Annotated in this window: 17 protein-coding genes; 10 read left to right on the top strand and 7 right to left on the bottom strand. The window is 65.9% G+C overall.

Going from position 1 to position 16,519, the window contains the following annotated elements:
• Positions 1-10 precede the first annotated feature (10 nt).
• The 3 genes from ABDB81_RS14300 to ABDB81_RS14310 all read right to left on the bottom strand — a co-directional run bounded on the left by ABDB81_RS14300 (position 11) and on the right by ABDB81_RS14310 (position 2,851).
• Entirely contained in the window at positions 11-709 is a 699-nt protein-coding gene (locus tag ABDB81_RS14300; protein WP_137927561.1) for a C39 family peptidase, read from the bottom strand.
• Positions 706-1,134, bottom strand: coding sequence for a hypothetical protein (locus ABDB81_RS14305; RefSeq protein WP_137927562.1), 429 nt, complete (start codon positions 1,132-1,134; stop codon positions 706-708). The genes ABDB81_RS14300 and ABDB81_RS14305 overlap by 4 nt, the downstream gene beginning before the upstream one ends.
• A 178-nt stretch (positions 1,135-1,312) precedes the next feature.
• Positions 1,313-2,851 carry a hypothetical protein gene (locus ABDB81_RS14310; protein ID WP_160474355.1) on the bottom strand — a complete coding sequence of 513 codons (1,539 nt, stop codon included), beginning with the start codon at positions 2,849-2,851 and terminating at the stop codon, positions 1,313-1,315.
• A gap of 639 nt (positions 2,852-3,490) precedes the next feature.
• Between ABDB81_RS14310 and ABDB81_RS14315 the strand changes: the two genes are divergently transcribed.
• The 4 genes from ABDB81_RS14315 to ABDB81_RS14330 all read left to right on the top strand — a co-directional run bounded on the left by ABDB81_RS14315 (position 3,491) and on the right by ABDB81_RS14330 (position 7,324).
• Positions 3,491-4,276: a GntR family transcriptional regulator gene (locus tag ABDB81_RS14315; protein ID WP_137927564.1), complete on the top strand. Its 786-nt coding sequence runs from the start codon at positions 3,491-3,493 to the stop codon at positions 4,274-4,276.
• 143 nt (positions 4,277-4,419) lie between these two features.
• On the top strand, positions 4,420-5,478 hold the full coding sequence (locus ABDB81_RS14320) for a tripartite tricarboxylate transporter substrate binding protein (protein ID WP_346811736.1): 1,059 nt from the start codon (positions 4,420-4,422) through the stop codon (positions 5,476-5,478).
• Positions 5,475-6,794 carry a 3-isopropylmalate dehydratase large subunit gene (locus tag ABDB81_RS14325; RefSeq protein WP_346811738.1) on the top strand — a complete coding sequence of 440 codons (1,320 nt, stop codon included), beginning with the start codon at positions 5,475-5,477 and terminating at the stop codon, positions 6,792-6,794. Before ABDB81_RS14320 ends, ABDB81_RS14325 begins: the two co-directional genes overlap by 4 nt.
• The gene (locus tag ABDB81_RS14330) at positions 6,791-7,324 is read left to right on the top strand and encodes a 3-isopropylmalate dehydratase (protein ID WP_346811740.1); all 534 of its coding nucleotides are present in this window, start codon (positions 6,791-6,793) and stop codon (positions 7,322-7,324) included. The genes ABDB81_RS14325 and ABDB81_RS14330 overlap by 4 nt, the downstream gene beginning before the upstream one ends.
• 10 nt (positions 7,325-7,334) lie before the next feature.
• Here the strand turns inward: ABDB81_RS14330 and ABDB81_RS14335 are convergent, their stop codons facing one another.
• Positions 7,335-8,096 carry a phosphoribosyltransferase family protein gene (locus tag ABDB81_RS14335; protein ID WP_137927568.1) on the bottom strand — a complete coding sequence of 254 codons (762 nt, stop codon included), beginning with the start codon at positions 8,094-8,096 and terminating at the stop codon, positions 7,335-7,337.
• A 306-nt stretch (positions 8,097-8,402) separates the two neighbouring features.
• On the opposite strand from ABDB81_RS14335, the gene ABDB81_RS14340 reads away from it, so the two are divergent.
• Positions 8,403-8,567, top strand: a complete 165-nt coding sequence (locus tag ABDB81_RS14340; RefSeq protein ID WP_171020492.1) for a hypothetical protein — start codon at positions 8,403-8,405, stop codon at positions 8,565-8,567.
• A gap of 26 nt (positions 8,568-8,593) precedes the next feature.
• On the opposite strand, the gene cynS is transcribed toward ABDB81_RS14340, so the two are convergent.
• Together cynS and ABDB81_RS14350 are read right to left on the bottom strand one after the other, a co-directional pair.
• A complete protein-coding gene (gene cynS, locus ABDB81_RS14345) occupies positions 8,594-9,037 on the bottom strand; it encodes a cyanase (RefSeq protein WP_346811742.1) in 444 nt (147 codons plus the stop codon).
• Positions 9,038-9,114: 77 nt separating this feature from the next.
• Positions 9,115-9,354, bottom strand: a complete 240-nt coding sequence (locus ABDB81_RS14350; RefSeq protein ID WP_137927570.1) for a hypothetical protein — start codon at positions 9,352-9,354, stop codon at positions 9,115-9,117.
• A gap of 478 nt (positions 9,355-9,832) precedes the next feature.
• Between ABDB81_RS14350 and ABDB81_RS14355 the strand changes: the two genes are divergently transcribed.
• The 5 genes from ABDB81_RS14355 to ABDB81_RS14375 all read left to right on the top strand — a co-directional run bounded on the left by ABDB81_RS14355 (position 9,833) and on the right by ABDB81_RS14375 (position 15,613).
• Positions 9,833-10,144 carry a hypothetical protein gene (locus ABDB81_RS14355; protein WP_137927571.1) on the top strand — a complete coding sequence of 104 codons (312 nt, stop codon included), beginning with the start codon at positions 9,833-9,835 and terminating at the stop codon, positions 10,142-10,144.
• A 792-nt stretch (positions 10,145-10,936) separates the two neighbouring features.
• On the top strand, positions 10,937-11,869 hold the full coding sequence (locus ABDB81_RS14360; protein ID WP_137927572.1) for a LuxR C-terminal-related transcriptional regulator: 933 nt from the start codon (positions 10,937-10,939) through the stop codon (positions 11,867-11,869).
• 305 nt (positions 11,870-12,174) lie between these two features.
• The gene (gmd, locus tag ABDB81_RS14365) at positions 12,175-13,365 is read left to right on the top strand and encodes a GDP-mannose 4,6-dehydratase (RefSeq protein ID WP_137927837.1); all 1,191 of its coding nucleotides are present in this window, start codon (positions 12,175-12,177) and stop codon (positions 13,363-13,365) included.
• Positions 13,349-14,341 carry a GDP-L-fucose synthase gene (locus tag ABDB81_RS14370; RefSeq protein WP_346811744.1) on the top strand — a complete coding sequence of 331 codons (993 nt, stop codon included), beginning with the start codon at positions 13,349-13,351 and terminating at the stop codon, positions 14,339-14,341. The genes gmd and ABDB81_RS14370 overlap by 17 nt, the downstream gene beginning before the upstream one ends.
• 18 nt (positions 14,342-14,359) lie before the next feature.
• On the top strand, positions 14,360-15,613 hold the full coding sequence (locus ABDB81_RS14375) for a glycosyltransferase WbuB (RefSeq protein ID WP_346811745.1): 1,254 nt from the start codon (positions 14,360-14,362) through the stop codon (positions 15,611-15,613).
• Between the two features lie 10 nt (positions 15,614-15,623).
• Here ABDB81_RS14375 and ABDB81_RS14380 read toward each other — a convergent pair whose 3' ends face one another.
• Complete coding sequence (locus ABDB81_RS14380) at positions 15,624-16,451, bottom strand: class I SAM-dependent methyltransferase (RefSeq protein WP_346811747.1); 828 nt, start codon at positions 16,449-16,451, stop codon at positions 15,624-15,626.
• Positions 16,452-16,519 lie beyond the last annotated feature (68 nt).

Here is a 16,519-nt window from a genome sequence, read left to right on the forward strand (position 1 = left end):
GCTCCCCTGCTCAGAAATCCGAGGCGCCATGCTTGGGCATGACGGTGAAATAGAGGCTGTCGCGGTTGATCCCGGTAGAGTAAGGTCCGGTCGGCGCGACACGCCAGTCGGACGCAAGATTGAAACGCGCACTTTCCGTGCGGTTGTGGATCACGAACAGCAGTCCGCTGTCCCAGATCCGCTCGAAGTGCTCGCGCTCCAGCGCGCGTGTGCCGCGTGCCGGGTCGCCAATCAGCACCCGGTTGCCGTTGATCCCCTTCACGACCACAAAGTGGTGGTAGCCGTTCTCCACGATCAGTACGATCGCCGGCACCTTGGCTTCCTCCAGCTTGGAGAGCGGCAGCTCGTAGCCATCGGCCTCGAAGCCGCGCGACGCCAGAAAGCGTTTCATGTCCAGCAGCGAGAATCCCTCGGCCCGGATCTTGGCCTGGTCGCCATTGACGTACATGTTGGCGAAGACGGTCTGCTCGGTGGTGGGGATGTTGTACTGGTACGTCAGCAGTGTGGCCACCGCGGCGGAGCCGCAGCTGAAGTCGTATTGCTGCCGGATGGTGGTGCGAAAGCGTGCCTCGCGCAGGCTGGTGACCGGCACATAGTACGAATTGCCCTGGTTACCGGGTACGCGGATCGTATCGGCGCGGGCGTCGTGCATGCCCCCCAGCACGGCCGCCAGGCAGGCGGCTGCCATCAGCAGGCTTCGCATGTTCATTTGAACTGGACGTTGAGAATGGTGGCGTTCTGGATCAGGACGTTATTGCCCGTGTTCTGGATCACTGTGGGCAAGCCGGCCGAGTTGGCGAACGAACCCTCCGAGATCATGTTCTGCCCCGAGTAGGTATTGACCGCCGCGTTGCTGCCCACCATCCCGCGCAGCGTCATATCGTTGACCACGGTTTCCGCGCCGCCACGGACATCGGCGAGCTTGTCTGCCCCCACCGCACGCGAGGCCGTGCCGAAGATGCCGGTCCGGGCTTCCGCCACTGCCACGGCAGTTGTGCCTTCAGGACCCGCGCTTGCTGCCGCTGCCGCCGTGGCGGATGCCTCGGCCTCGGGCGGACCCGCGATGGCCTGTGCGAATGGCCACGCCAGCGTGGCTGTCGCCAGGATCGTGACAACAGTGCGATGCGATCGCATGGTGCGTCTCCTCATGTTCCGGGCCATGCCCCCGTGAGGGCTGCGACACCGGACCTGCAAGCATCTGACGTTGCAGTGCATCCCGGACGCGTTGCCCGGGATGCACGCGGAAAGCCACATGAGATACCGGACGCCCCGGTCCGCTCTGTTCGGAGCGGCACGGAGCGCACCAGTCGTCTTACCTGCCGACGTTCATGTTGGCTTGCACGTTGACGCTTTGCTGCACCAGCGATGCCATACCGCTGTTCTGGTTGGCGATCATGATGCCGGCTGCCGACTGGCCAACGCTGGTCATGGCGTTGGACATGTTGAACGTGCCTGCATCGACGTAGTTGGTACCGCCAGCACCGCCAGCGCCACCCACTGCACCATTGCCTGCACCGCCCGTGCCGCCAGCACCTGCACCACCCGCACCGCCTGCGCCGCCGGTTCCCGAAGCCGCACCCACTGCACCGTTGCCGGCCGTGGCGCTGCCATTGGTGGCCTGCGTCGAGGTAGCCCCTGCCGTGGCTGCACCGCCTGCGCCGCCCGCACCAGCCACGCTGGTTTGTGCGCCGCCTGCGCCGCCCGTGCCCGAGCCAGCACCGCCAGTCGATGCGCCAGACGTCGAGGTGGCTGCGCCGCCTGCGCCGCCCATGCCCGTGCCCGCACCCGCCGTGGCCGTTGCCGTGCCCGAAGCGCCTGCTGCACCAGCGCCGCCCGTGCCGCTGCCGGCGCCGCCAGTACCCGAGCCGGTGCCGGTGCCGGTGCCGCTGCCTGCGCCACCAGCGCCAGCCGTGGCCGTGCCCGTGCCGCCTGCGCCCGAGCCACGCTCGTTGGACGAGTTCGACGCGCCGCTGCTGCCACCAGCACCCAAGCCACCGCCCAGGCCTGCGCCCAGTGCGCCGCCGCCGCTGCCCTTGGCCCAGCCGCCGTCACCACCGGAGCCGCCGCGACCGGCAGCACCTGCGCTGCCGCCCAGGCCCGCTGCCGAACCGCCACGGCCGCCTGCACCCAGGCTTGCCGACAGCGCGCTGCCGCCGTAGCCCTTGGCATCGCCGCCCGATCCAGCACGGCCATCGGCGTTGCCACCACGGCCGCCATTGCCAGCCACTGCGCCAGCGTTGTAGGCGTCGCCAGCGGTGGCGCTGCCGTTGGTCGCGGAACCGCCGCTGCCACCCGAGCCGCCATTGCCGCTGTTGCCGCCATTGCCGCCGTCACCGCCGGTGCCGCCGTTTCCGGTGCCACCATAGCCCTTGCCGCCAGCGCCGCCCGCCGCACCAGCCGCACTGCCACTGTTCGTGGCGTAGTTGCCGATGTTGCTGATCGAGTTGCCCGACACGGCGCCGCTCAGCTTGCTGATGGCCAGTGCCTTGCTGCTGTTGAACGCGTTGCTGAAGTTCGCGGTGGCGGTGCTGCCGTTTGCTGCCGCTGCGTTACCGAGGCCGCCCACATCCTGCTTGGTGCGATTCTTGGAGTTGGTGTTGGTTTCCGTCGAGGTCCGCGTGTACGTCGAGCTCTTCGTCGACGACAGGGTGTTGGTCTTCGTATCGGTGCTGTTGTCCTGGTAAGTCTTTGAATATTCGTTGGCCGAAGCGCCTGCCCCACTCTGCGTGGAGGTTGCCGTTGCGGTAGCCGTCGTGCTATTGCCGTCGATGTTGTTCGTCGGGTTTGCCATTGCCTGACCAGCGAAGCCCATCGCAATGCCTACTGCCGACGCGAGTAAAGTCTTTTTCATTCGAAGCTCCCAGGAAGTTTGGTACTGCGGCTCAACCCTCCGGCCGGCGCTCTCGAGAACATCGGCTGGAGGTTCAGGTCCGGCTTGATGACCAGACCGGGACTCCCCTGCGCATATTCAGTGCCAGCCACACCGCCTTGGTGCGTAATCCATTGAAATACAAAGGCTGGCGGGTTAGGAGCGGGGAACTTCGCGCACCGAAACGGGCATGTCGGCAGGGGGAAACCTGTGCTTGGGAGGAGACATGTCACAGCGTTGTGACACGGGTTTTGGCCGGTTGCCGGCCGCTGCGCCGCGATCGCAGGAAATCAGTCCTGCAATCAAGGAGTTAGCGCGTACCTCCGCACAAACCCGCATGACCACGCGACGTAACGGTCATGAAACAACGGTACAGCGGTGGTCCCTATGCCGCTCGGGGGGTGACGGGGAACCCGCGCGCCGGACGAGCGGTGGCGAAAGCGCCCCCATCGTCGCCGTGCGGCGCAATGCTGCCCGTGCGGCGCCTTTTCTTGCGCAAAGCGTTGGGCGTTGCCGCTCGCAGGTGCCCTCGCGTCTCATGCGCCACGGGCAGGTTTCATGCTACGCTCTATGTCTGATTTAAAGTACATTAGTCGGATCAACGCATTCGCAAGGGCAACCATGAGTGAAGCCGTCGTTCCCCTGTATCACCAGATTTACGTGGTGCTGCGCCAGCAGATCGTGGAAGGCCGTTTCGGCCAGGGTCCGCTGCCGGGCGAGATCGATCTCGCCAAGCAGTTTCACGCGTCGCGCGTGACCATGCGCCGCGTGTTCGACCGTCTGGTACAGGAAGGTCTCGTGCGCCGCCATCGCGGTCTGGGCACGTTTGTCAATCCGCACCCGGTCAAGCCGCAGTCCACCGAGTCCGAGAAGTCCACGAGCCTGCTGGGCACCATCATCGAGATGGGCGAGAAAACCTCCGTCAAGGTGATTTCCATCGACGAGGTACATGCCACGCCCGAAGTGGCCGAGGCCCTGCAGATCCAGGTAGGCGATCCGGTCATGAAGGTGGTGCGCGTGCGCCACTACAAGAGCCGTCCGCTCTCGCACATCACCGTGTACCTGCCTGCGGACCTGGGCCGCTCGCTCTCGCGCAAGGACATGGAAACCACGCCGATGCTGCGCCTGCTGGAAGCCGCCGGCGTGGAACTGGGACGCGCCTCGCAGGTGCTGACCGCACGGCTGGCCGACGTGGTCGTGGCGCCGCTGCTCGACGTACCCGTGGGCGGCGCCCTGCTGGCAGTACGCCGCGTGGTGCTGGACAAGGCAGGCCGCCCCGTGCAGTTGCTGATGGGTCAGTATCGCCCCGACCGCTATGAGTACCGCATGGAGTTGTCTCCGATGGGCGGCGGCGACAGTGCCAACGTCTGGGTGGAAAACGAAACCCGCACCGGGTTGCGCGACTGACGCACCGGGCGCTGGCCGCGGACACGTTCCGCCGCCAGCGCGCCTCCCGCCCGGCCCATTCAGCCCTACTTCCCTGGGCTTCTCGGCACCGACGTTTCCGGGCCATACTGCGCACTCCTGATCACAATCGTGGAGCCCCCGCCATGCCAGTTGTTCGCCCGGGCCGGCATCAGCCAGCCCGCCAGCCAGTTGCCGCATCCGTCCGCTCTGCCAGCCAAGCACCCGTGATGCATCGTGGAAGACGCTGGCTTGGCGCCACGTGCCTCGCCCTGATCTCGATGGCCGCCACGATCCCCGCGCACGCCGCCGTGGCGGGCGGCAAGCCGATCCGGATCCTGGTGGGTGCATCGGCCGGTGGCACCACGGATACGCTGGCGCGCACCATCGCGCAGGAGATGTCGCAGACCCTGAACCAGTCCGTGGTGGTGGAGAATCGACCCGGCGCCGGTGGCAATATCGCCGCCGATATCGTGGCCAAGAGCGCAGCCGATGGCACCACACTGCTGATGAGTTTCACGAGCCATACCATCAACGCCACGCTCTACAAGAAGCTGCCGTTCGATCCCGTGCAGGATTTCACACCGCTCATGCTGGTGGCCACCGTGCCCAGCGTGCTGGTGGCCACGCCGAAGCTGCCCGCCAACAACATCCCCGAGCTGATCCGGCTGGCCAAGTCACAGCCGGGCAAGCTCAACTTCGGTGTCGGGTCGATGGGTTCGTCCGTCCATCTGGCCGGCGACATGTTCAAGATGATGACGGGCACCTACATCGTCAACATTCCCTACAAGGGCACCACACCGGCCGTGACCGATCTGCTGGCGGGCCAGGTGGACCTGATGTTCGCGAGCACGCTCAATGTGGCGCAGCACGTGAAAGCGGGCAAGCTCAAGGTACTTGGCGTCACCAGCCCCGCCCCGTTGCCGCAGTTCCCCGGCGTGCAGCCGATCGGTGCCACGGTGAAGGGATTCGAATCCAGCGCGTGGTTCGGCCTGTTCGGCCCGGCCAACCTGCCGCCGGACGTTGCGAAGGCGCTTTACCAGGCCGCGCGGCGCGGCATTGACGAGCCGTCCGTGCGCAAGCGGCTGGAAACGGATGGCGCCGAACCCAGCGGCATGCCGCCTGCCGAGTTCGCGAACTTCGTGAAGCAGGACGTGAAGCGTTGGGCCACTGTGGTCAGGTACTCCGGAGCCCAGCCGGAATGACGGTGATTGGCGGCGGCACCGCTCCCGTCGGGACCCGTCCCGCCACGCTCGCACAGAAGCTCGTGGCGCGCGCAGCGGGCGTGGATGCCGTCACGCCAGGCAGCATCGTGATGTGCAAGGTCGATCTGGCGATGGCGCATGACTCCAGCGGGCCGCGGCGCGTGGCGCCCCTGCTGCGCGAACTGGGCGCTACGGTGTGGGACCCCGCACGCTTCGTGGTGGTCACCGATCACTACGTACCCGCCGCTGACGCCGAGGCCGAGACCATCGTCCAGTTCACGCGTGACTGGGCGCGCCAGTCCGGCATCTCGAACCTGATCGACAGCCAGGGCATCTGCCACGTGGTACTGCCCGAGCGCGGCCACGTGCTGCCGGGCCGCTTCATCGTCGGCGGAGACAGCCATAGTCCCACTGGCGGCGCGTTCGGCGCCTACATGTTCGGCATCGGCGCCACGGAAATGGCTGGCGTGCTGGCCACGGGCGAAATCTGGCTGCGCGTGCCGCAGACCATCCGCATCGAATGGCATGGCGAGCTGGGCGCGGGCGTCTGCGCCAAGGACATCATGCTGCATCTGTGCGCCACGCTCGGCATGGCCGGCGGCCGCTACGAAGCCGTGGAGTTCACCGGTGACACCATCGCCGCGCTGTCCATGCAGGAGCGCATGACGTTGACCAACATGTGTGCCGAACTTGGCGCGCAGACCGGGTTGATCGCGCCCGATGCCACCACGCTGGCGTGGCTGGCCGATGCGGGGGTCGATCCCGCGACGCTGGCCGCCATCGATCCCCTGCAATGGCGCAGCGATGATGAGGCACCGGTTCTTGCCGCACACCGCTTTGACGCTTCCGCGCTCAGCCCCCAGGTGGCCGCACCGCACAGCCCCGCCAACAGCGCGCCGGTGGCGCACACGGCGGGACAACCCATCGACATCGCCTACCTGGGCGCGTGTACCGGCGCCAAGCTCGACGACCTGCGCATGGCCGCGCGCGTGCTGCGTGGCCGCAAGGTGGCCCCTGGCATAAGCCTGCGCGTGGCGCCCGCTTCGGTGCGAGACCAGCAGCAGGCCGAGCGCGAGGGTACGCTGGGCGTGCTGCTCGATGCTGGCGCCCAGTTGTTGCCCAATGCGTGCAACGCCTGCGCAGGCTATGGCCTCAGCCGGTTTCCGGAAAACAGCCGCGCCATTGCGTCCACCGCGCGCAATTTCGCTGGCCGGATGGGCGATGCGGGCAGCGCCGTCTGGCTGGCCTCACCGATGACCGTCGCCGCCACGGCCGTGACGGGCCAGATCACCGACCCGCGTCAGTTTCTCGCATGAACGTAGTTCCCGAAGTGTCTCCTGCACCCAGTACGAAAGACTGCAAACCCGGCCGCATCTGGCGCTTTGGCGACGACGTGGATACCGATGCGATGGCGCCCGGCCTCTATATGAAGGCTGGCATCGATGCGCTGGCCCAGCATTGCCTGGAAAACCTGCGGCCCGATTTCCCGGGCAGTGTGCGGCATGGCGACATCGTCGTGGCGGGCGGCAACTTCGGCATGGGGTCGTCGCGCGAGCAGGCCCCGCAGGCCCTGCGCCACCTTGGCGTGGCAGCGGTGCTGGCGTCGTCCTTCTCGGGATTGTTCTACCGCAACGCCATCAACCTGGGCCTGCCGGTTTTGGTGTGCCCGCATGCCGAGGCACTTGCCGACGGTGCGCGCGGCACGTTCGATCTTGCGACGGCCAGCGTATGGCTGGCGGACGGATCAAGCGTGGCCTGCGAACCCGTGCCCGATTTCCTGCGCGCCATGCTGGAAGCGGGCGGCCTGGTGCCGCACCTGAAGGCGCGATTGAAGGGCGGGGGCTGAACCACCCGACTCAGCGCGCGACCTGACCCGGCGTAAATGCCGCGCCCCCGATGCCGCCGCGCGGCCAGTTCAAACCCGGCCGGGTCGAGGCGCAATCGGCCTCGCGCAGCAACGCCATGGCCTCGTCGTCGCTGACCTGGGTGAAATCGAGATAGAACGCGCCCACGGCGGCAAAGCTGGCGGGCGAGTTCAGGCACACCACCTCATCGGCGGCAGCGCGCAATGTTTCCAGCCCGTCCGGCGACCCCACAGGCACGGCGGCGACGATGCGCCCCGCACCGGCGATGCGCGCGGCATCGAGCGCTGCACGCATCGTGGCGCCAGTGGCCACGCCATCGTCCACCACAATCACGCATCGCCCCGCCATGGCCGCCACGGGCCGCCCCTGGCGATACCGCTGCTGGCGGCGGCAGATCTCGCCCAGTTGCCTGCCCCGTTCCGCATCGAAGGCGCCCGACTCCACCGCACGGCTAGCCCAGGGGTTGTCGTTAATCACCGTATGCGGATCGCGTCCGCTCGCGTCGCCCTCTACCACGGCGCCGAGCGCCAGTTCCGGATAACCCGGTGCGCCGATCTTGCGCACCAGCAGGATGTCGAGCAATCCGCCGATGGCACGTGCCACTTCATAGGCCACCGGCACCCCGCCGCGCGGCAGGGCGAGCACCAACGCCGCATCGCCATCGGGTGTCCGGGTGTATCCGAGTTCGACCAGCTTGCGGCCCAGGTACTGGCCTGCCTCGCGACGGTCGGCAAAGCATGGCGGCAGGCTCATGGCAGGTCTCCCGGAATAGGGAAGCGAAAGGCTTGGCAGCGATGTGAGGAGCCGCTTCACGTCAAAGGCTCCACAGGCAATATAGTCCGGCGCCATCGCAACGGCGGGAAGAATGGGAAATTCATGGGCGCCGCGGAATGTTGCGCTGCGGCAACCTGGGGCGGCCTATCGCCCCGATAGCGGCAAGCGATTAATTACCGATGTGAAACAGTCTTTTCGGGGAAGGGGTGATGATCCCGGCGGGGTCGATGCGTAGGATTGCTGCATGGCGGCAATTCAGCCGCGCCCGACAGAGCGAGATCCACCATGAACCCCCAGAACCTCTCCCGCACCGACAACGTGGCCGATCAACCGGAAGCCGATCTGGACATCCCGTTCGGCTCGCTGGATGCCGCCGCCATGGCCGAACTGCCTTACACCTTCCGGCAATCCGGCACATGCACGCGCTACTACCAGGAGTTCTTTGGCTGAACGCTTCGGCTGATCCGGTACGGTCGTCAGTACGTCTTGTACGGCAGGAACTTGCCGGACATCTCGATCCGGACGCGGTCGCCGTTCGGATCGGCCTCGCGCTGCAGGTCCATGCGGAAATCGATCGCGCTCATGATGCCGTCGCCAAACTCCTCGTGGATCAGCGCCTTGAACGTGGTGCCGTAGACGCTGACCAGTTCGTAGAAACGATAGATCAGCGGGTCCGTGGGGACTTCCGTCGGCAGCGAGCCCTTGTAGGGCACCGTGCGCAGCCACGGCTCGGCTTCGGCCGGCAGGTCGAAGATATCCATGACGGCCCGCGCGCCGGCCTCGTCGAACGTCATCTGCCCCAGGCAGGCAGCAGTCGTCCATTCCTTGCTCTTGCCCACCTTCTCGGCCACCTGTGCCCAGGTGATGCCGCGCGTTACCTTGGCCTCGATGATGAGGTCGGTCACATCGCTTCGATTCATGTCGGTCTCTCCGGTTGTCGTACAGGGGAAGCCCGGAGAGAACGGCGCGGCCAGTCTGGCGCGTGGATTGGCCTCGGCTAGTGTGGACGCTCGATGACCGCGACGGCATCGCGGGCACCGCTGTCGAACCGGGCTCGGGCGAACTCGGGCACCGCAAGCGGACTGAGCCCTTCCAGCGCCTGCAGCACCAGCACGATGAACATGACCGGCATGACGTCCTCCCTCGGGAATACGGCAAACAGAGTCGGCGCAAGCTTCGTGCCATCGGCACGCACCGCCGTGGGGAACGCCAGGAACACCCGCCAGCGTCCCGCCATGGATAAAGCGTACCCGTTTCTGCGCATCGCCGGGCGAGTCACTGTTCGTGCCGATACAGATGCCGGCCGCCCCCACGCCCGGCAAACGTTGCGAAAGTCATTTCCGATGTAACGCCACATTATTGGCCGCTGACGTGTCAGAGATCGTCCGGGCGTGTGGGTCACATTCCCGCCAACCGTTACGGGACAACGGTTTGCGGCGGCCGGAGCGGGGCGTTTTTCCACGCGGATACGAGCGGGGGCATGTGAGACAGCCTTACAAGTGCAACCGCGTCCGCGCCGATCGCACCGCTAGAGTGAAGCCGTCGTCCACACGCATCGAACAACGGAGTCCCACATGAAACGCGCAATTGTCCTGGCCCTTCTGCTGACCACCACCAGTGCCCTGCTTTCGGCCTGCATCGTCGTACCGCCCCGCGGCGGCTACCACCACCGCTACTAAGCGGCAGTTCCTCGAAACGGACTCAAGGAGAACTCAATGAAACGCCAAATCCTGCTTGCCGCCGCTGTGCTGACCACCGGTAGCCTCTTCGGTCTGATGTCGCCCGCCGCCGAGGCGCATGACCACGGCTACTACAGGAACGCGCCGCCCCCACCGCGCCATGAAGTTCGCCCGCCTCCGCGTCCGGGCAGCGCATGGGTGCCGGGCCACTATGACCGGGTGCGCGGCAACTACGCCTGGCGCGGCGGCCACTGGGAGGCATCGCGCCCCGGCTATCGCTATGTGCCGGACCGCTGGGTACGCGGTCCGCACGGTTGGTACCAGCAGCGGGGCCACTGGTCGCGATAAGGAGGCCACCCAGGGTCCGACGCCGAGGTAAGTCAGTACATGCTCCTGCGTTGAACCCTGTACCGATGGTTGAAGCGGGCCGGACTCATTGGGCGTGAGGTCCGGCCCGCTGCCATTCCGGAGGTGGTTGCAAGCCGGGTGGCCGCGACTAGACACCTTTTTTTGCATTCGTGCCGAGGAACGATTTTTATCTCATCCTTTTGCACTAGACTGCGCGCCGCCTATTAAGGCGTCGCTACAAATCGTGACGATCGGAATAATTTTCAACGGGTTTCATTAATGCGCCACCACGCATGATTTCTCTTAATGCCACACCCCCCATGTGGGTGACGAATAGATAATCAGAAAGCGATTTTCTTTCAATATGGTTGCACGGCTGAAACACTTTCTTCAGTGGATGTATCAACAGTGCAACCACCGCGCCACGCCATGTCGGATGGCGTCTGACATACTTTGCGAGCCAAAAGTATGGCATCGGCAATGGATTATGTAGGGCGGTGCATTACAACCCGGCCTCCACCGTTATCCACCTGCTTGCATTCGTTCGGACCAGCCCATAAGATGAATTCAAGTTTCCAAATTCAGGAGCGAGTTTTTTCGGGTAAGGGTACGGGTCATACTTCCGGTCACGCGGACAAGCCCCTCTGACAAATGGGCGTCGACAGACACGGAAGCACAGGGTTACGGCTGTTTTTTCGCGGCACCATCACCGGTGGCCGCCAGATGGCCGCAAGCGCATTCCCCTCACGCAAAGCGTCCCGCATCTCACCCATAAACGGGGAGTCAAGAAGAATGAACGCCTTGCTGATCGAGGAGCATCCGCTGCTCCGGCTCGGGCTGTTGCAGATGCTCGAGACCATCCAGGAATCCGGACACGTACTGGCGCTTGCGCCCGGCGACATCCACCGTCTGGAGACACCGCACCGAAACGCCGACCTGCTGGTCTTCGGCATGCCCGCCGACCAGGCCCTTGGCTGGGAGCAGCTGGAACAGGCGCGGGACCGCCTGGCCCCGCAACGCATCCTGATCCTGGCCGACATGCTGCCGCTGCATGTACCGAACGCAGACGCCGCGCGTGGCATCTGCGGCTGCCTGCCGAAATCGGCCTCGCTCGCCGTGATCGAAGCCGCGATGCGGCTGGCCGTCTCCAGCGTGCAAGGGTTGATGTTCGCCGGTGAGTCGGCCGCACCCGCCGTGGCATCGCGCTCGGCCATGCCGGCGGCGACGTCGCTGGCTTCGGCTGCGCCGCTGCCGCTATCGGCTGTCCCGGCAACGGACCCGGCATCGCCATCCGCGTGCGCCAGCGCCATGCGCGCCGCCGTGGCCGTGCGCGACCTGACCAGCCTGCGTCCGGGCCAGCCCATCGCCGCGCAACCTGCGGTGCCGGCCTCCAGCGTGCAACGGGCCGAGGAAGAGCCCAGCTACGACGAAGCCGAAATGCTCAAGATCACGCCGCGCCAGTACGAAGTGCTGGTGCTGCTGGCCCGGGGCTATCCGATCAAGACCGTCAGCCGCATGCTCAATATCTCGGTGGCCACCGTAAAGAGCCACGCCTGCACGCTCTACCAGCGCCTGAAGGTCCGCAACAAGGGTGAGGCGGTCTACGCCGCCCTGCAGCGCGGCGCCACGCTGGAATGGGTCAGCGGCGATGAGCATGCGGCGAGGATCCAGCCTGGGCGCAGGGATGAGCGGTTTGTGGCGACGGGTACTGCAGCCACGCTCTGACCTCGTCGTACTCCCCTCTCCCTCTGGGAGAGGGGTTGGGGGAGAGGGCTGGAGGTTCTGCTTGCCGACCACGTAGCAATTTGAACTGCTGGCCCTCTCCCCCGCCCCTCTCCCGCACAGCGGGAGAGGGGAGTAAGCCACCCTCCCGCCCCGCCGTACCCATTTCTGCGTCGCCCCACACACCCTTCCCCCCTCTGTGTGCTATCCCACAGTACCCCCCGCTGCACCTCGCTACAGTCATTGCACGGGCAGGCCGCTGCCCGGCGGATTCACTTTGCGGTCACTACCGGGGAGCACAGGAAGATATGGGAGCCAACGACCTCCAGCCTCTTGCAGGATTCGGCGAAGCGGCGCTGCCGCAGGCATCGCGCCCGAAGCGCGCACTGATCACCGGCATCACGGGGCAGGACGGCGCCTACCTGTGCGAACTGCTGCTCGACAAGGGCTACGAGGTGCACGGCATCAAGCGCCGCAGCTCGCAGTTCAACACCGAGCGGATCGACCATCTCTATCAGGACCCGCACGTCTCGGACCGGCGCCTGTTCCTGCATCACGGCGACATGACCGATACGGCCAGCCTGATGCGCGTGATGCAGCAATCGCAGCCCGACGAGGTCTATAACCTCGCTGCGCAAAGCCACGTCCAGGTTTCGTTCGAGGAGCCCGAGTACACCGCCAACACCGATGCCCTCGGCACGCTGCGGCTGCTCGAAGCCATGCGCATCCTCGGACTCGAAAAGAAGACACGCTTCTACCAGGCTTCCACCTCCGAACTCTACGGACTGGTGCAGGAGATTCCGCAGAAGGAAACCACGCCGTTCTATCCGCGCAGTCCGTATGCAGCGGCCAAGCTCTATGCCTACTGGATCACGGTGAACTATCGCGAGGCGTATGGCATGTATGCCTGCAACGGCATCCTGTTCAACCATGAAAGCCCGATCCGGGGCGAGACCTTCGTCACGCGCAAGATCACACGGGCCATTGCACGTATCGCGCTGGGGCTGCAGGACACGCTGTACCTCGGCAACATGTCTGCGCTGCGCGACTGGGGCCATGCGCGCGACTACGTGGAGATGCAGTGGCTGATGCTGCAACAGCAGCAGGCCGAGGACTTCGTCATCGCCAGCGGCGAGCAGCACAGCGTGCGCGAGTTCGTGACGCTGGCCGCGCGCCATCTCGGCATCACGGTGGAGTTCCGTGGCAGCGGCGAAGAGGAAACCGGCGTGGTGACCGCCATCGATACCGGCCACGGCGCATCGCGCCCGGCCTGCAAGGTGGGCGATGTGATCGTGCGCGTAGACCCGCGCTACTTCCGCCCGACCGAAGTGGAAACGCTGCTTGGCGATGCCACGCGGGCGCGCGAGAAACTCGGCTGGACACCGCGCATCGGCTTCGACACCCTCGTGCAGGAAATGATCGAGTCCGACTACGCCGCCGCGCGCCGCGACGCACTGGTTCGCATGGCAGGATTCCGCGCCTATGACCACCATGACTGACGCGCGCCCCCGCATCTTCGTGGCCGGGCACCGTGGCATGGTCGGATCGGCCATCGTGCGTGCCCTCGCGGCGCGTGGCAACGCCGAGATCGTCGTTCGCACCCATGCCGAACTCGACTTGTGCGACCAGCAGCAGGTGCAGGCATTCTTCGCCAGCGAACGCATCGACCAGGTCTATCTGGCCGCCGCGCGCGTAGGCGGCATCCATGCCAACAACACCTATCCCGCCGAGTTCATCCACCAGAACCTGGCCATCGCCACGCACGTGATTCACGCGGCGTGGCAGCACGGTGTGCAGCATCTCCTGTTCCTGGGATCGAGCTGCATCTATCCGCGCCTCGCCACGCAGCCGATTCGCGAGGATGCCTTGCTGACCGGCGCGCTGGAACCGACCAACGCCCCGTACGCGCTGGCCAAGATCGCGGGCATCATGCTGTGCGACAGCTACAACCGCCAGTACGGCACCGATTTCCGCTGCGCGATGCCGACCAATCTCTACGGTCCCGGCGACAACTATCATCCCGAGAACAGTCACGTGATACCGGGCCTGCTGCGGCGCTTTCATGACGCCACGTCGCTCGGCACCTCGCACGTATCGGTCTGGGGTACGGGGCGCCCGCTGCGCGAGTTTTTGCATGTCGATGATCTCGCCAGTGCCTGCCTGCACTTGATGGCGTTGCCGCGGGACGACTACCGCCAGGCCGCGAAACACGGCTTTCTCAACGTGGGCAGCGACGATGAAGTCAGCATTGCCGCGCTCGCCTCGCTTGTGGCCGAGGCCACTGGCTACCCAGGCACGATCGGCTTCGATCCGTCGCGTCCCGATGGCACGCCGCGCAAGCGACTGGATTGCCAGGCGATCGCTTCGACAGGATGGCGCCCGCGCGTCGCACTGCGCGAGGGCCTGCAGGAAACCTATCGCCGCGCCGTGGCCGATGGACGTCTGGCCGCGCAACCCCTCGCGTCCGCGGCCTGATCCTCGACAGGACTCCCGATGAAGATTCTGATGGTGAGCCTGAACTACGCGCCGGAGCTGACGGGTATCGGCAAGTACACCACCGAGCAGTCGGAATGGTTGGCGGCGCGCGGCCACGACGTGCGCGTGATTGCCGCGCCGCCGTACTACCCCGCGTGGCGCATTGGTGATGGCTACAGTGCCTGGCGATATCGGCGCGAGACGCTGCGCGGCGTGGAGGTCTGGCGCGCACCGGTGTGGGTGCCGGCGCGACCATCGGGAGCCAAGCGCCTGTTGCATCTGGCGAGCTTTGCCGCATCGACGTTGCCGCTACTGGTGCGGCAATGGTTCTGGCGTCCCGATGTGGTCTTCATGGTCGAGCCGCCGCTGATGTGCACGCCCGCCGCCACGTTGCTCGCGCGTCTATCGGGTGGCCGCGCATGGCTGCATGTGCAGGATTACGAAGTGGATGCCGCGTTCGCACTCGGGCTGCTCAAGCGACCATGGCTGCGTCGTCTCGCGCTCGGCATGGAGCGATTCCTGCTGCGCCGGCAGGATCGTGTCTCGTCGATTTCCTCGAACATGGTTGCGCTGGCGATCGAGAAAGGCGTTGCCCCGGAGCGCGCAGTGCTGCTGCCCAACTGGACCGTACTCCACCAGACCTCACCCGATGCCGCGCTTGCGATGCGCACAGAGCTTGGCATCCCCGAAGACGCCGTGCTGGCGCTCTATTCCGGCAACATGGGCGCCAAGCAGGGGCTCGAACATCTGGCTGCCGCCGCGCGACGCTTGCGCGATCGCGCCGATATCCGCTTTGTGTTCTGTGGCGATGGCGGAGGCCGCGCCGAACTGCAGTCCGCCTGCGCGGATCTTCCGAACGTGCAGTTCCTGCCTTTGCAGAGCAACGAACGCTTTCCGGCTTTGCTGGCCGCCGCCGACGTGCATCTGCTGCCGCAGCGGGCCGATGTTACCGATCTCGTCATGCCTTCGAAGCTGACGGGCATGCTGGCCAGCGGACGGCCCGTAGTCACTACCGCTGCACAAGGCTCTGCGCTGGCCAACGTGGTCAACCTGTGTGGCGTGGTGGTGCCGCCCGGTGACGACGCCGCGTTCGCGGAAGGCATCGCCACGCTTGCGGCGTCGCCCGCGATGCGCACGCAACTCGGCATTGCGGGACTTGCCTGGGCGCGCACGCACCTGGATCGCGATGCCGTGCTCGGACAATTCGAGCAAACGTTGCTGGCAATGACGACCGCGCCCGGCGCACCGGCCACGCTCGGAGACCGGTTCTAGCGCTAGTGCGCTAGTGCGCTGCGGCCTTGCGCGCGACGAAGTGAAACCAGAACAGGCGCCGCATATCGTCGCGCTCGTCCACTTCGTGACCGTGCATGTTGCAGAACACCTTCTCGGTCCGGAGTCCGAGACCGGCCAGCGCGCGCTTCTGCGCTTCCATCTCGGTGTAGTAGATGACGATACCGAAGCGGTGCGCCGCGCAGACCCGCAGCCCGAATCTGTCGTACTGGCGATTGAGCCGGGAGTGCCGCACGAAGTTGAACGCACCGCTGGGCAGTCGCGCCAGCACGCGCGCCGACTTCAGTCCGAAGTCGAGCGCATTGCGCGCATCGTTGGGCCAGTTCAGCATGTTGAGCAGGTTCTCGCGATAGCCGGGCCCCAGCATGTTGTGCGTGGAAAACAGCAGCAGGCCACCGGGGCGCAGCACGCGTGCGAACTCCTGCAGGATCGCCAGCCGGCCGGATGGATCGACGGCGTCGATGCCGTTCCAGCTGAACATCACCAGCCCGAAGTGATTGTCCGGAAACATCGAGAGGTCGCGCGCATCGGCGTGCAGCACCGTCACGTCCGGATGATTGCGTCTGCAGATTTCAACCAGTTCGGCGGTGTAGTCCACGGCGGTGTAGTCCGCGCTCAGGCGCCGCAGCAGCGGCACGGTGCGTCCGCCGCCCACGCCCACATCAAGTAGCGGCTGGCCGCGCACGTCGTCGGCCACATAGGCCAGGGCGGCCTCTTCGCCCGGATCGGTCACGCCCGAGAGCGCACCGAACATGCGCTGCGCCCCGCCACTGCGCCACGCCTTGCGATTGATTTCGTCCTGCTGGGTCTGCGCCATCATGATGGGCTCCCAAACACATCGGTCAATACTGATTCCCGCCACTCCACCGGTTGAAAAAATTGCCGGTC

Origin of the sequence: Cupriavidus sp. DL-D2, assembly GCF_039710735.1 — a bacterium.
Taxonomy (GTDB): Bacteria; Pseudomonadota; Gammaproteobacteria; order Burkholderiales; family Burkholderiaceae; genus Cupriavidus.

Bases quoted from the DNA above. Each gene is read 5' to 3' on its own strand.
- ABDB81_RS14300 (WP_137927561.1), bottom strand. From the start codon at position 709: ATGAACATGCGAAGCCTGCTGATGGCAGCCGCCTGCCTGGCGGCCGTG.
- ABDB81_RS14305 (WP_137927562.1), bottom strand. From the start codon at position 1,134: ATGCGATCGCATCGCACTGTTGTCACGATCCTGGCGACAGCCACGCTG.
- ABDB81_RS14310 (WP_160474355.1), bottom strand. From the start codon at position 2,851: ATGAAAAAGACTTTACTCGCGTCGGCAGTAGGCATTGCGATGGGCTTC.
- ABDB81_RS14315 (WP_137927564.1), top strand. From the start codon at position 3,491: ATGAGTGAAGCCGTCGTTCCCCTGTATCACCAGATTTACGTGGTGCTG.
- ABDB81_RS14320 (WP_346811736.1), top strand. From the start codon at position 4,420: ATGCCAGTTGTTCGCCCGGGCCGGCATCAGCCAGCCCGCCAGCCAGTT.
- ABDB81_RS14325 (WP_346811738.1), top strand. From the start codon at position 5,475: ATGACGGTGATTGGCGGCGGCACCGCTCCCGTCGGGACCCGTCCCGCC.
- ABDB81_RS14330 (WP_346811740.1), top strand. From the start codon at position 6,791: ATGAACGTAGTTCCCGAAGTGTCTCCTGCACCCAGTACGAAAGACTGC.
- ABDB81_RS14335 (WP_137927568.1), bottom strand. From the start codon at position 8,096: ATGAGCCTGCCGCCATGCTTTGCCGACCGTCGCGAGGCAGGCCAGTAC.
- ABDB81_RS14340 (WP_171020492.1), top strand. From the start codon at position 8,403: ATGAACCCCCAGAACCTCTCCCGCACCGACAACGTGGCCGATCAACCG.
- cynS (WP_346811742.1), bottom strand. From the start codon at position 9,037: ATGAATCGAAGCGATGTGACCGACCTCATCATCGAGGCCAAGGTAACG.
- ABDB81_RS14350 (WP_137927570.1), bottom strand. From the start codon at position 9,354: ATGGCGGGACGCTGGCGGGTGTTCCTGGCGTTCCCCACGGCGGTGCGT.
- ABDB81_RS14355 (WP_137927571.1), top strand. From the start codon at position 9,833: ATGAAACGCCAAATCCTGCTTGCCGCCGCTGTGCTGACCACCGGTAGC.
- ABDB81_RS14360 (WP_137927572.1), top strand. From the start codon at position 10,937: ATGAACGCCTTGCTGATCGAGGAGCATCCGCTGCTCCGGCTCGGGCTG.
- gmd (WP_137927837.1), top strand. From the start codon at position 12,175: ATGGGAGCCAACGACCTCCAGCCTCTTGCAGGATTCGGCGAAGCGGCG.
- ABDB81_RS14370 (WP_346811744.1), top strand. From the start codon at position 13,349: ATGACCACCATGACTGACGCGCGCCCCCGCATCTTCGTGGCCGGGCAC.
- ABDB81_RS14375 (WP_346811745.1), top strand. From the start codon at position 14,360: ATGAAGATTCTGATGGTGAGCCTGAACTACGCGCCGGAGCTGACGGGT.
- ABDB81_RS14380 (WP_346811747.1), bottom strand. From the start codon at position 16,451: ATGATGGCGCAGACCCAGCAGGACGAAATCAATCGCAAGGCGTGGCGC.